Here is a 15883-nt window from a genome sequence, read left to right on the forward strand (position 1 = left end):
CCGTTTAAAATGTAAGTTTAATGTTTATTAATTTCTATTTTCTTCTAAAAATTCTCTTGAATAAGAACCCTAAACCTGTAGCAATTCCTACAATTGGTGGAACTATAACTCCATAAATTCAACCAGGAGCACCTTGTTTTTTACCTTCTTCAACTTTTGTAGGTTCTTCAGGTTTATTATCAACAGGTTTTAATGATTCATTTAATTTTTGAGCTTTTTCTAATACTTCTTTAACTTTTTGAACAGTTACTTGTCCATTAGCTTCAGAAATAAATTGTTGTTTTTGCTCTTTTGATAAGTTGTTTAACTTATTAATTTTTGCATTTACATCTGTTTTAGATGCAGCTAAATTAGAATCACCATTTAATGATTTTTTAGCTTCAACGACAGGATTAACTTTTTCATTTAAGTCTTGCACACTGTTGTTAAAGTCTAATTTATTACTTAATTCAGTTGATTTTGCTAATGCATTATCTAATGCTGATTTTTTAGGTGCATCAGCTTCGGTATAGTTAGGTGTAGATTTAACTTTTTGTACCTCATTAAACACCTCTAACGCATTATTAACATCTACTGCATTTGTCAGAATGTTTTCAATAGTATCAACTGATGCTTGTGAATTTACTAATTCTTTAGCTTTTGTTTTTTGTTCATCTGTCAAGTTAGTTAAGTTATCTATACCATAATTAGCTTTAGCTTTTGCTTCTGATAATTTTACATCACCATCTAGATTATCAAGAGCATCTCTTAATGCATCTAATTTCTCATTAAGACTTTCAACTGATGTATTAAATTCATCTTTAGTTTTAAGTTCATGTAATGCATCAAGTGCATTTGTGAATGCAACTTGTTTTTCCTGTGAAGCTTGTGTATATTGAGTTTTATTTTTTACATCTTCAACATTCTTAACAACATCAAGTGCACTGTTAATTCCTTTGACATTATTTTTAATATCTTTAATCTTAGAAACTTCATTTAAGCTGTTTACTGCGTTTCTAGCAGCCTCTTTTTGAGTATCTGATAAGTTTGAAGCAACTTCGATAGCAGCAAGCGCTTCTTCTTTAGCTGTTTTTAATCTATCAGCACCATCAAGAGCATCGTGAGTTGATTTTAATGTATCTAACTTGTTATCTAAGTTAGGATATAGCTCATCAAGGTCAAGTGTTGTTGTTAAGTCGTTTAAAGTAGTAACTGCATCATCAAATGCACCTTGGTTTGAAGCTTGAGTGTATTTGATTTCTGACTCGACTTCTCTAGCAGATTCGACTTTAGAAATCGCTGCATCAATGCTTGATGCATTTGAAACTACTTTATCAATTCTTGCTTTATCTGATTTTTCGTTCACTAACGCGATAGCTTTTTCTTTTTGAGTTTCTGATAATTTAGGTAATGAGTTAATTTTAGCTATAGCATCTTCTTTTTGAGATTCAAGTAATTTTTCTTCAACTTCATCAATTGATGTTTTAGCTTCAACTTCATTTTTAGCAGCGTCTTTTTGAACTGATGTTAAGTTTTCAAGTGCGTCAATAGCTTCTTTAGCTTTTGTTGTTGCATCAGTTAATCTATCTTTACCATTTAATAAACCTTTAGTTTCAGATACAGCTTGTAATTTAGTATCTAATTTGTCAAATGGAGTTTCGAAGTCTGTGTAGCTTGATAATCCAACTAATGCAGTTACAGCATTATCAAAGTTTGTTTTAACATCATCTGACGCTTGTTTGTATTGAACTTCCTCTTTTATCGCGACTTCATAATTAAGTGTTCTAATACCACTATTAACTTTTTCTGCAGTACCAACAATTGCATCAATTTCATCTTTAGATGTTTTTGAATTAATTAGAGTTTTAGCAGCTGGTTTTTGCACATCATCAGATAAGTTTGATAATGAGCTGATTTTATTTGATGCATCTTGTTTTTGAGCATCTAATAATTTATCAGCAACTTTAGCAATAGTTGTTTGTTTTTCAACTTCAGTTTTTGCATCTCTTTTCTCATCATCTGATAAGTTAGGTAATTCATCAATAGCAGATTTAGCAGCAGCTATTGCAGCATCTAAGTTTTGTTGACCATCAAGTGAGTTGATTGCATTATTAAGAGATTCCGTTTTTTCTGTAATGTCAGCAATAGGACTTGTTGTAAAGTCTGTTACTGTTTCTACACCTGGTAAGTTGTCAAACGCTGTTTGAGCAGCTTGTTTTTTATCTGAATCAGCTTCTGTGAATTGTGATTTAGATTTAACATCATTAAATCTTTGAACTTGTTCGATAACAGCATCAACATTTGTTGCGTTTGTAACAATGTTTTTTGCTCCTTGAACTGTCATGGCAGCATCAATTTGATTATTTGCTTCTCTAATTTGATCAGGACTTAAGTTTATTAATTCAGCTAATTTAACTTTAGTTTCTGCTTTGGCAACATCTAATCTATCTTGACCATCAAGATCTCTAACAGCATTATTAAGTGCATTTGTGTCTTCTACAATATTTGCAATTGGTTGACTAAAGTCAGTTGTCCCTTTGATTGTATCGATTTTTGCTTTTGCAGCATCAAATTTTGCTTTTTTATCTATAGGTGTTGTTGATGCTTCTGTGTAGTTTGGTTTTAACTCTTCTGCATTTGCATTTTCAAGAGTTTGTAAAGCATTGTTAAGTTCTTTAGCACGTTCAACAATAGCGTTAACTTTTTCAATTGTGTCACTATCTTCTGAATCAATTAAATTGTTAGCAGCTTCTTTTTGTGAATCATTTGATAACTTATTTAATGCTTCAATAGCTTCTTTAGCTTCTCTTTTAGCATCAGCTAATTTTGTGTCACCATCAAGTGCATCAATAGCATTTTTAAGTGTTTCTTTCTTAGCAACGATATCTTCAGCATATGGACTTGTGAAGTTTTCATATGTTTTTGTATCTTCTAATGGTGTAAGTGCATTATTTGCAGCTTGTTGTAAGCTTTCTTCTGCTTGTGTATATTTAGGCTTTGAATCTTCTTTAAGTTTGTTTAATGCATCAACTTGTTCAATTACAGGATCAACATTTGTAACGTTAACAATAATGTCTTCAACACCTGGAACTGTTGTAGCAGAATCAATTAATCTTTCAGCAGCAGTAACTTGGTTAGCACTTAAGTGTGTTAAAGTAGGTAATTTAGCTTTAGCATCTGATTTAGCTGCATCTAAATTTGTTCTTCCATCTAAATGTTTAATAGCATTTTTAAGAGTATTAATTTTATTGTCAATATTTTCGATAGCAACAGTGTTGAAATCTAAAACATCTTTAGCACCTTTAAGCGAATCAACTGTATTGGTTAAATCGTTTAATTTTTCTTTACTTGCTTCTCTAAACTCAATTGTGTCTTCAGCTTTTTTAGCTAATTTTAATAATTCAATAGCTTTATCAATATTTGTTACATTTGTAATAACAGTTTCGACTTGTTTTGATGTCACTGCTTGATCAATTTGATTGAAAACATTAGTGAATTGATCATCTGATATATGGATTAAATCACCTAATTTTTGTTTCGCTAATTCTTTAGCATCATCTAAGTTTTTTACTCCATCAAGTGCTCTATCAGCATTTGATAATCTATTACCAATAGAATCTAAATTAACATAATCTTTTGTAAAGTCAATTGCATTTTCATAAACTTCAGCAGCTTTTTTAGCTTTATTAAATTCATTTTGAGCACCTTCTGATGCAGATGAATATCTGATTGTCCTAATTGATTTATTTGCGACTTTTAAGGCTCCTAAAACAAAATCAATATCTTCAGCATTATCTGCAATTTTTTGTACCATATCTGGTTCTGTAGCTAATTCAACTTGCTCTTTAGCTTTTAATTTTTGTTCTGTAGCCAAATTCTCTAAATCATCAATCGATGTTATTGCTCGTTTTTTTCTTTCAATGAGCTTGCTGTCACCATTTAATTGTGTTTCTGCATCTGATAATGTACTTAGTTTGTTATCTAAATAAGGATCAACATCATTAAAGTTATCTACTGTTCTTAAGTTTTCTAATGCGTTAATAGCATTATCAAATGCTCTTTGTCTATCTATATCAGAAAGTTTGTAATTTGGTGTTTCTTTAACTTCGATTGCTTTATCTAATTTATCAATTGAATCATTAATTTTAGTGACATAGTCTTTTAATAAGTTAACATCTGCAACTGTAGTTTTAGCATCAATTTGATTTTTAGCTACTTGCTTTTGTGTGTTTGATAATTTTTCTAATCTATCATTTTGTTCTTTAACAGATGTTTTTGCATCTAATAATTCTTTATTTGCTACTCCATCCAATCTAGCTTCTTCTGATGATAAGAAACTTGATAATGAGTTTAAGTTAGCAATTGGATTTGTAAAATCATTTACATTGATTGCATTAACTATTTCATCATATGCACTGTTGTAAGAATTTCTAATCTCTTCAGTTGCATAACTGTAGTTAATTGATTGTTTAACTTCATTTGCGTGATTGATTGATTGCTTCAATGATGGGATTGCATTATTTAATTCAGAAGCATTTGAAACAACTGCTCTAGCATTTTGATAATTAAATGCATCTTTATTAATCTCATTAGTCAATAAACTTCTTTGTGCGTTTGATAAGTTAGTTAATGAAGCGACCTTATTTGTTAAATCTTGTTTTTGAGCTTTAACAAATTTAGATCTTACATCTGCTGATGAATTTTGATTTTGAACTTCAGAAATTAAACTATTTTTCTCTTGATCATTTAAGTTTTGTAAACTCTTAATTTGAGTGATCGTTTGTGTCTTGAGATCATTTAAGTTTTTTACTCCATCAAGTGAAGCAATAGCATCGTTCATATTTGATACTAAAGTATCAATATTTGAAAGTTTATTAGTAAAACTTGTATATGCAGCAAGTGCTTTTACAAAGTTATTTAATGATTTAGTAAGTGCATCTTGTTTAGATGATGTCGCCTCTTTATAAGCAATAGTTTCTTTTGCATTTTTTGCTTGCTTAGTAACTGCTACTGCTGTGTTTAATGCAGAAGCATTTTCTTTTAATGTATTTACACTTGCAATAGTTTTTGCATTATCAATTTCTTGTTTAGCTTTTTTAGCTAAATATGCAAGTAAGTTACTCATATTTTCTATTTCAGATTTAGCTGTATTCTTAGCTAAAACTAATTTAGAAGCACCATTTAGATTTCTTTGTGCACTTATTAATGCTTCAGAATTTTCACTTAAGTTATTTGGTAAGTTTTCAAAATCCGAATAAGTTTTAACACTTGATAATGTATCTAAAGCAGTATTGAATTTAGTTTGTAAATCACCATCTGCTTCAATGTAGTTTTGTGTTTGTTTTTCAGAAGTTATATTATTGACTAAGTTAATAGCTTCATTTACTTTAGAAACATTGTTTTGGATTCTATCAACTGACTCAAGTGTTGTGCAATTTTCAACTAGTTTAGTAGCTTTTGTTTTTTGTTCTTTTGATAAGCCTGAATTTGCAATTGCTGCATTGGCAGCATTTTTAGCTTTTGTTAATCTAGCAATTCCATCAAGGGCATTTGTTTTTGTAACTAAGTTATCTGTTAATTCTTTAAGTCCAGAAATTGACTCTGAAAAATCAATATTTCTATCAAATCCTGTTAGAGCATCTTTAGCTTTAATAAATTCGTCTTGAAGACTTGGTGTAGCTTGTAAATAATCAACTTGTTTTATTTTATTTACAGCAGTTTGTAATGCAGCGTATGCCGTTTCAGCTTGAAGAGTATTCTCTAAAATCTTATTAACTTCAGCTATTTCTTGACATCGATCGATAAGACCAATAGCATTTTGTTGTTGATCTTCAGGTAAGTATTCTGAATTATGAATTCTTTCAATTGCATCTGATTTAGCTACGCCTAAATTATGTAAACCATTTAAGTCATTTTTAGCTTTTTCTAATTTACCTAATAAAACTGCATAACTTGCTGATGGATTTGTAAATTCTTCTGAAGATAAAGTGTTTTCAACTTCATCCAATACATTTGTAAATGTATCTTTAAATTCTTTATCAGCTTCTGTAAAATCAGGTTTGTGTTTAAATTGTTTAGCTTCATTAAATTTGTGAATAAGTTGGTTTAAATCCTGAGCATTCTTCATAATTCTGTCAATTTCATCATTGTCTGAAGATGCACGCATTTGATCTTTAGCAGCTGTCTTTTGTTCATCTGATAAGTATTTTAAATTATCAATTGTATTATCTCTTAATTCGGGAACTAAATTGATTTCATAAGTTGTATCAACTCAGAAGTCTCTTGTGTAAGGGACTTCTGACATATTTTGCATTTTGTATGTGAAGTGCTTACGTAGTGGGTGATTAGGTATCTGAGGTTTTTCATATGATTGATTTTCAACATTGACCGTAAATGTTCTTCTATCTACTTCTCTTCCTGTATTATCTTTAAATACATAAGTTACAGTATGGTCTATTGGAGTAATTGGAATTTGGTAATTAATATTTGTATTGTGGTTAGCATCTCTATTTAATGGGAATTTTGAAGCTATTTCTTGTGCGCTATCAACTAAACGATAGTGCTCTGGAACCATATTCTTAATTCTTTTGTAGAAACGTTCAGTGTTTTGTTCCATTATTCTTTTTGGACCTCATACATTTGAAGGTGTTCTATCTGAGAATAATTGAACGTTATATCAGAATTTTGAAACTATTAATTGGTCTAGAATAGGTTGTGCCGCAATACCTTTAAATAAACTTCTATCACCTGAAGTAAAGTATTTTGATACATATTCATCTTTAAAGAAGTTAGTGTCAGAGTGAGAACCTTCTCCAACATAAATTGTGCTTGGGAAGTGGCCTGGAAAACTTTTTAATAGATCATTATTTGTTCCGTAATGTTGTGCTCAACCTTCTTTAATTAATCTGTCACTGATAGCTCCATAATAAGCACTTGAAATTTTTGGAGAATTAAAACCATATGCTTTAACAAAATTGTCAATACTTCTATTTTCTTCATTTCCTTTTGATCAAATAAGTGCATACTCTGAAAGATGACCTCCTAATGAGTGACCTGTAGAATAAATTTCTGAAACAGGTTTTTGACTTATTGTTGCTAGAGAAATTCACACATTCTCAGCTTGACCTGGTTTTTTTCTTCATATTGATAAATCTAAATCATCATCGAGATCTTTTGCACCATTAGTACCTGCAATAGCTAAAACACTAATAGTGTCATTTTCTAAGAATGGAAAATCAGATTGGTTAATTAATCAAGACGCTTGGTATCCATTACTTTCATCTCAAGACTCAAACCTTTTTCAATAACGGGCCATATTTTTATGAACTGTTTCAAAAATTTTGTCGTGCTCATCTCGCTTATTTTCTGGAACTTCGCCTAAAAAATATGCTTTATTTTCTTCTCATAAATCACGATTTGTATCATCAAACTCAATATCTAAGAAAGCTTTACTACGGTAAGATAAGTTACTGAAAATTAAAGCATCACGAGGTGAAAAATCTCATTTAAGTTTATGAGCATCATTATTATCAGTAATTCCATCTCCATCTGTATCTTTTAAGAATGGGTGCGAATTGTATCCAAAATAAGTCTTACCGTCTTTTACAAATGTGTAGACCTCATCTTTATTTAAAATACCATCACCATCTTCATCACCATTAGGATTTAAAACCGGACGATCCAACATAAGTGAATCATAATAACCATCTAACATTGTTATTTCAGCATTTTTAATTTTTCTCGCTGTTTCCTCTGTTAATTTAACACGTTCTGTCCTTTCAGGGGCTTGTAAATTAGTTGCAATACCTGTTGAAATTGCAATCGATGGAATAATGATTAAAAGTGCTGATTTTAAACCAATAATTAACTTTTTATTTTTGCTCATAAACCACCTCTTCTTAATAAATAAATTGATGCTTAAATAAGACAAAACTTCTTTTTGTCTTTATAAATGTAATTATAGTTTAATTATTTACTTTTGGATTATATAATTACAAATTAATCTGCATAATACCTTAATTTTTCACAAATGTGAAAAATATATTTTTGTTATATCTGAAATTAATTAGTAATAGAATGAAGTTAAGTAAATAATATTTTAAAGCTATTTGCTTAGAAGAGAATAAGATACACAACATCAAAAATTCTCAATCGAAAATGTTCCATTATATGAAATTAGTTTTCTTATTTTATAATTGGCATCATCTTAGTTGTAACAGTTAATTTAATTGATTCAACATTGGACAACTCAGTTAGAACACTTGTCGCAAGATTTGTTATGTGCTACACGCTTACTATTGGTTATAGTATTATATTGATCGTTTTGTTAGTTTGATTTTTGAATTTTTCTTGGATTTCTTTGACATTGTTCATCCTGTCAATTAATCTATTTTCTGTAAATTTATCTTTTCTAGATAATCCAGTTAAATCATTAATTTTGAAAACTAAAATTTAAATAAAACTAAACTTAAGAAACAAAGACATATATAACCTTTGACGTGTCTATAGGTTGATAAATACATCAGTCTAATTGCTAATAAACTTTTTAAACTTCTAAAAGAAAAAAAGAGTTAAATTATTTTTTAACTCTTTTTTTCATTAATTTAACAATAAAGAAAGTTGCTATACCAAAAGTTATAATTCCAGTTGTAACACCTAAAATACTTCATAAAATAACATGTGTTTTATTGGTTTTAGATTTTTCAGATTCTATTGAAACATCTTCTAATTCTTTTTTATTATCAGAATTATTCTTTTCTATAGTTGAACTTTCATTAGTAGTTGGATTTGAATTAGCTTGATCACTTGTTGGATTTTCATTTATTGCATCTTTATTTTCAGTTGCAGAATCTTCTGTTACAGGTTTGTTATTATCTTGAGATGCTGAATCTGTTCCTGTTTCAGAGCTTGAATTAGTTACATCTTCTGATGAACTTTCATCAGTTATATTTTTATTTTTAGTAGTATCTTCAGATACTGGCGAACTATTGTCTTCAACATTAGATACATCAGATTCTTTTGAAATCGGATTATTTTCTTCTGAACTTGAACCTGTTTCAGATTCATCAGTTTTTGGAGAACTTGTTTCTTCTTCTCTTGAAATCTCACTATCTGATGACTCTTCTATATTAGTTCCTGTATCTGTTTCTACTTCACCTTCAGAGCTTTCTAATTCACTTTCACCGTCATTGCTTCTAGGTGGATTATTTTCCGTATCTGATTCACTAGGATTATTATTTGTATTAGTTTTAGAAATGTCATCTAATTCTTTATTTTCTTCACCAACTGCTGTGCCTTTATTTAATTCATTAATTGGCACTTCAAGAGTATGAGCCTTAATTCCAAATACAACAAAACTTTTTTTGCTATTTACTCATTGATTATTATATTTATAAAAACTCAAAATATCTCTAGTTTCATAGCTTGCCACCAAATCTACGTTTTTTTCACCTTTATTAGTTACATCAACAATGATTGAAAAATATTGATCTTTCTTTAAAATAATTTCTTCATTTAAATCAATTGTATAAAATCCTTTATCACCAGAATTTGGAATTTGTACTTCTTGAGTTAATTTTAGTTCACCATCTTCAGGATTAGACATTGAAGAATTTTTAACATAAATTTTGATTTCAGCAGTAATGTTTGAACCTTTAAGCGCAAAATTAATTGACTTTAATTTTTCTACAATTTCATCATTTGCTTTTTTAACTGGGAAAATATTTGCCATTGTTCTTTCATTAGTGTCAATGGTTGCGAATAAAGAAAATGAATTTTTTGTATCATAATAGTAAGTATTTTGATATGCATTATTATTTTCTACTTCAACTGCCATTACTTCATGAATTAAATCTAATGAATCGTATGAAAGCATAAAGTAGCCCTGAGCATGCATGTTTTTAGTTCCTCAACTATTTTTAATAATAAAACCACCTTTTTGTTTCGGTGTTTCAGGTCCAAAATTAGATGCATAATAATCATCGTCTCAACCTACAATAACTGAAGCATGATTTCTGATATGTCTTTCTTCAGGTGATTTAGTTATAATAATTGAATTTGGTTCGTTGTATCAAACGGTGTCAGGATGAAAATTCATTTCATTAAAAGCATAAGCAACTCCCACAGAACCGTATTTGGCAATCGCTAATTTAATATCATCAACAGTATGATTAATTTTTACAGCTTTTTTAATTTTGGCAATTGTAGGGTTATCAAAATTAGGAAACTCAGTTTGATTAGTTTGAGCAATTGGGGATGTATTTCTCATCAAACCATTAAATGCGTGAGATAAATAATTTCCTGTACCTAAAATTCCTTTTCATTCTTTAGCATCGGGATTTAAATTTAACTTATCTGCATTATGATTTCAACTATTACTTATGTAATCAATTGCGTGTTCATCAATATCTAAAGAATTTTTAGTGTAATTTCCTATATTATTTTTTAAAATATTGGTTTCTAAAATTGAAGCAATTGTATATGCTCAACAAAGGCCTTCATGACCTTGATTCTTAACGTCAGTAACTAAATTGTGTTTTCTTGCATCAAAAAAAGGCATTCTTGCAATTTCTTCTGCGCTTTTAGTTTGAAAAAGTTCTAATTTTGGTGCGTCAGAATCAGCTGATGTGGCTGTGCTTATCACACTAAAAGGTATCAATAAACTTGGACTAACTAATAAACTAGTTAATATTTTTTTATTTTTTAATCTCATATATTAATTTTAAATAAAAATTAATATTTTTGTAAAGTATTTTAATGAAAGTCAAATTGTTGAAACAAATATCGCTTATTTTATAAGCTTTTAATTGTTAATTTAAGATATTTAAAAAAATATTTTTCTAATTTTTTAGTTATATGTATAAGTCATAAAAAATTCTAATTTTTATAAAAAACTCTTTAAAAATCAACTTTTTAAGAATTTAATAAACTAAAGAATATAAAAACCAGAGATTATTATTTTTAATTATCTCTGGTTATACCATGTTTCCCACTTTGTAGCATAAATTGGAAAAGAATACAAAGCTTTCCTATTTGTTCCGTTTCTAATTTTTAAATATATTTAATCACACATAATTTAAGTGCATTGAATAAACTTTGATGTGCTTTTTTGTAATAAAAAAGTAGCATAAGCTACTTAATTTTGACTTTTAAACTTACTACACAGCGTTTTTCATTTGCTCTGCTTTAGGTAAGATAGCATAATATGAATATTTGTGTGCTGGATCTTGGAACAGTTTAACTGTTGAATCTTCCTTTGTACCCTCTAATTCAATTAAGTACTCTTCATAAATGTTACCTGTGATAATTAATTTATCAATGATTAACATTAATTTACTAATTGAATATCTAGTAGGTGCATAAGCTGTATCGTGGTTGAAAAATTCATAAACTTTCTTACCATCTGATTTAACAATTAATCTAAAGAAAGTGTCTAGAACCTTTTGTCTAAGTTTAATCATTTTTTGATATGTTTGAAAATCACTTACAGAAAATTCAATATTATTAGGTAATTCCGGTGCATCAGCTTTGTAGTTTTTAATTGGATATGTTCTTTTTCCATCAACTACTGGTCCTAATGTATGAACTTCATATGTGTTTTCTTCAAATTGTTTAGTTGAATCAACTATTGTGTAAGCAACTTCTTGACTTTCAGGAAGTGTGAATCATTTACCGAATCTTGTAGCTGCATCTGTATACATAGCTGGTTTAGGATCTTTTTGAACTTCTTGACCAGCTAATGCATTTTTAGTATCATTGTAAGCCGCTTTAAGTGTCTCAACATCAAAGTTTAATACAGTTCCATTATTTGAAAAATCTAAGTAATTTACAACATTATTAACATTATTGTAAGCAGTATCGAATGCATCTTTTCTAGCTTGCTGGTCATCATTTGCATATTTGTAGCTAGCTTTAACATCTGAATAATCTGCGACAGCTTCTTTTAAACTTGGAACTAATTCATTTAAGTAATTAGCATTTGTTTGAATGTTTTTAAGTTGTTCTTGGTTTTCTGATGTTTGGATTAATTCTTTAATCTTAGTTCTTTGCTCCTCTGTTAAGTTTGAATATGATGATTCAACTTGAGAAATAGCAATTGCTTTGCTTTGCTCGAATGTAATTTCAGGATTTGTATTTGTTTTATTATCTCCTGGGTTCGGTTGTGGGTTGTTTGTATTATTGCAAGAAAGAGCAACGATTGGTAATGACATTGAAACTAATGAAAAACTACCAAATAAAATTCTTTTATTAATTTTTTTCATATAGCCTCCTTTCTATTTTGTTTATTAGGTTATTTGAATTTAAATTAATATTTATTATTTTTTCAATCTTGAACTTCTTTAGGTGTAGCTAACACAAAGTGATTATCATTGATTTTTATTCATTCAGGTTGATAATCTTCTGTGTAATTATGCATTGCAGGATTATATTCATATCCTAGCAAGCTACCTTTATCAGAATCGATTGATGGAACTGACTCAAGTAATGATTTTGTGTATGGATGAAGTGAGTGTTTCATAATTTCTTCAGTTGTACCAACTTCAAGTAATCTACCTTTATTCATAACAGCAATTCTGTCTGAAATATATTCAACCATACGTAAGTCGTGGGCAATGAACACAATTGTAAGATTATATTTTTCTTTAAGTTCATTAAAGATGTTTACAACTTGTGCTTGGATAGAAACGTCAAGCGCTGAAATTGGTTCGTCAGCAATAAGTAATGTAGGTCTAAGCACAACAGCTCTTGAAATCCCGATACGTTGTTGTTGTCCTCCTGAGAATTCAAGTGGATAACGTTTTAAAACTGATTCATCAAGTCCTACACTCTTAAGAATGTCTTTAACTAAAATTGTTTTACATTCATTTTCAGTTAATTTATTTAATTCATCACGTTTTGCTTTGTATTCAGCTAATTTAGCTGCAACTTCTGATAAACCTCAAGTTTGATTAATCGTTTTTTCAAAGTCAACATATAAAGCATCATATGCAACATTCTCATTGATTGAAATTTTGTGATCTAATTCATCTTTGAACTTTCCAAATAAAGAACGATATTCTTTTTTATCAATCATTGAGTATAAATGTTTAACAACCTCTTGGTCGTAGTTAAATAAGTAAATTTCTTTAGAGTTCTTTGTATTTGTTAAACCTTCAGAAACAACTGTTTCAATATTAACGTGTGGATTAAGTGAGTTAGCTGGATCTTGGAAAATCATTTGCACTTTATTAACCATAAAGTTAACGATTTCTTTATATTCTTTAAGTGATTTACCAAACTTAAATCCTCTAACCATTTTCTTAGGTAATAATTTATCAAGGATTTTGATTTGTCCAAAGCTGTGTGGTGTAAGTCCGATAATTGCACGTCCAATTGTACTTTTACCTGAACCAGATTCACCAACAATACCTAAAACTTCACCTTTGTAAATGTTTAAGTTAAAGTCTACTACAGCTCTAAATGCTTTTGAACGAGAACCATATGTAACATCCACGTTTCTTAATGTTGCTAAAACTTCCTTACCTTGAGGAACTTTTAACATTTCATCTACACCTTTAATGTTATATCTTATGAATTCTTTTTTTCAGAAAAGGAATTTTTTTTGTGTTTCTATGTAATAGTCTTTTTTCATAACTTATTTTTTAGAACTTGCTAAAAACTCCTTTCATAATTTTGCAATGTGTGCAGGTGGTGTATATTTAGGTGCTCTTTTATCTAAAAGCGCTGATTTAACTCTATGTGTTTCTGAAACATAGTAAAAGTTAGGTTCAACTTCAAAATCTCTACCAAGTGCATAATCATTTCTAACTGCAAAAGCATCTCCAACAATATTATTTAAGTTAGATGGAACTGAACCTCTAATTGTTGAAAGTCTTTTACCATTATTAACATCAGGCATACTTAAGATTAAACCTCAAGTATATGGGTGTTGTGGATATTTTAAGATTTCTCTTGTAGTTCCTTCTTCAATAATTTGACCTGCATACATAATTGAAATGTAGTCAGCTATCGAAGCAACAACTCCAAGGTCGTGAGTAATAAACACGATTGATAATTTAAGTTTTTCTTGTAATTCTTTAACAACTTCAAGAACTAAAGCTTGAACTGTTGGGTCAAGCGCTGTTGTAGGCTCGTCCATTACTAAAATTTTTGGTTCAAGCGCAACAATAGCAGCTATAACAACACGTTGAATCATACCTCCTGACATTTCGTGTGGGTATAATTTCATAACAGCTTCAGGGTCATTAATTTTTGTTAATTTAAGGAATTCTACAGCACGTTCGTATGCTTCTTTTTTGTTTTTAACAACTTTGTTAACAAGCATACCTTCCATAATTTGTGCTCCAACTTTCATAGTTGGGTTTAATGTAGACATAGGGTTTTGGAAGACAGCTGAAACAACTCTTCCTCTATAGTGTGAACGTTCTCAATCACGCATTGAGAACTTCTCAACGTGATTATTGTAAAGTTTAATTTCACCACTATCAATTACAGCATTATCTCCTGTAAGTCCATAAAGAAGAGATGTAATAACTGATTTACCTGAACCAGATTCACCGATAATTGCATGAACTTTTCCTTCATAAATTTGAATAGATGGTCCACGGAGAACTTTGTTCTTTTGACCTGGTACAGATGGGTTTAAGAATGATAAGTGAATGTCTTTAATTTCTGCAGCAATTTTAAGTTTTGTTCCATCTGAAAATTCTTTGTACTCAACATTTTCCATAAATGTTTCTCAATCAAACATATTTTTTCTGTTTCCTAATCCAATACCAGAAAAAGCGTTTGTGATTGCAACATTTATTTTTCTTTTAAAGTGTTCTCATTTAGACTTGAATGATTGTTTTTCTGATTGATTAGATAAGTTATTATCTTTTTTCATAAAACTCTCCTATCTTTGTCTTCTTAATGCATCTTGAACTGATGCACCAATTAATTGAACACTTGTTGTAATTAAGATTAAGAATGTTGAAGGAACAAATACGTATCTTAAGTAGTCAGGGAATAATTTTTGACCTTCAGAAATTAAGTTTCCTAATGTAGGAACATCATCGATAGCAAGACCGATGAATGCAAGTGATGTTTCTGATAAAACAACACCAGGAATTGTGAATACTAATTGAGTAATTAAAATAGGTAATATAACAGGTACATAGTTTTTAAGAATTTTTCAAGTTGGTGTACCTAAGACTTTTGATGCAGATACTCATTCAAAGTATTTAGCACGCTTAACTTGAGCTCTAATTTGGTTAGCCATACCTGTTCAAGATGTAAGTGAAAGTGAGAATACAACAACTCAGAAACTAGGTTTGATAATAATAGTCATTAAAATAAGGATGATAATTGTAGGAACAATTGAAATAACTTTGATGATGAAAGTCATAATTTTGTCAAAGAATTCAAATTGACCCATCATAATTCCAATTGTAAGTCCAATAGCAACCTCAATTGCTGTTACAACAAACGCAAGTGCAATTGAATACCTAAGTCCTCATCATAATCTAGCTCAAAAATCTCTTCCTAAGTGATCTGTTCCAAGAATGTGAAATACACCCTTGCTATCTACTGTATTGAAAATAAGTTTTGAATCATCAACACTTGTAACGTTTGGATCTTGTGTTGTAAATGGAATAATAATCGCTAATAAGATTAATGAAACTAATGTAACAAAACCAAAAACTCCAGCAAAACTTCTTGAGAATCTGTTAATAAATTCTTTGAAAACTCTTGGTTGAGCTTGCATATGCATATCAGTTTGGAAGTCTACAATTTTTCCGACAATTTTTCAAGACTGATACACAAATGGTTGTGTAATTGGGTTTGGTGCTGTTGCTAATTCTTCTTTAGACATTGAAGCAGTTGCTTCACGTTCTTTAATTTTGCTTGCTGTTTTTTCGAAGAA

The 15883-nt window shown here is 29.5% G+C and carries 6 protein-coding genes; all 6 read right to left on the reverse strand.

What is annotated here, in order from left to right; translation table 4 throughout:
• Positions 1-34: 34 nt before the first annotated feature.
• Positions 35-7864, reverse strand: coding sequence for a hypothetical protein (locus VBM90_RS00525; RefSeq protein WP_323176458.1), 7830 nt, complete (start codon positions 7862-7864; stop codon positions 35-37).
• 690 nt (positions 7865-8554) lie between these two features.
• On the reverse strand, positions 8555-10690 hold the full coding sequence (locus VBM90_RS00530; RefSeq protein ID WP_323176459.1) for a C1 family peptidase: 2136 nt from the start codon (positions 10688-10690) through the stop codon (positions 8555-8557).
• Positions 10691-11135: 445 nt separating this feature from the next.
• Positions 11136-12239, reverse strand: coding sequence for a variable surface lipoprotein (locus tag VBM90_RS00535; protein ID WP_323176460.1), 1104 nt, complete (start codon positions 12237-12239; stop codon positions 11136-11138).
• Positions 12240-12283: 44 nt separating this feature from the next.
• Positions 12284-13609, reverse strand: a complete 1326-nt coding sequence (locus VBM90_RS00540; protein WP_323176461.1) for an ABC transporter ATP-binding protein — start codon at positions 13607-13609, stop codon at positions 12284-12286.
• A 3-nt stretch (positions 13610-13612) separates the two neighbouring features.
• On the reverse strand, positions 13613-14863 hold the full coding sequence (locus VBM90_RS00545; protein ID WP_323176462.1) for an ABC transporter ATP-binding protein: 1251 nt from the start codon (positions 14861-14863) through the stop codon (positions 13613-13615).
• Positions 14864-14872: 9 nt separating this feature from the next.
• Positions 14873-15832 carry an ABC transporter permease gene (locus tag VBM90_RS00550; RefSeq protein WP_323176491.1) on the reverse strand — a complete coding sequence of 320 codons (960 nt, stop codon included), beginning with the start codon at positions 15830-15832 and terminating at the stop codon, positions 14873-14875.
• Positions 15833-15883: the final 51 nt, after the last annotated feature.

This window comes from Mycoplasma sp. 2704 (genome assembly GCF_034863285.1).
Taxonomy (GTDB): Bacteria; Bacillota_I; Bacilli_A; order Mycoplasmatales; family Metamycoplasmataceae; genus Mycoplasmopsis.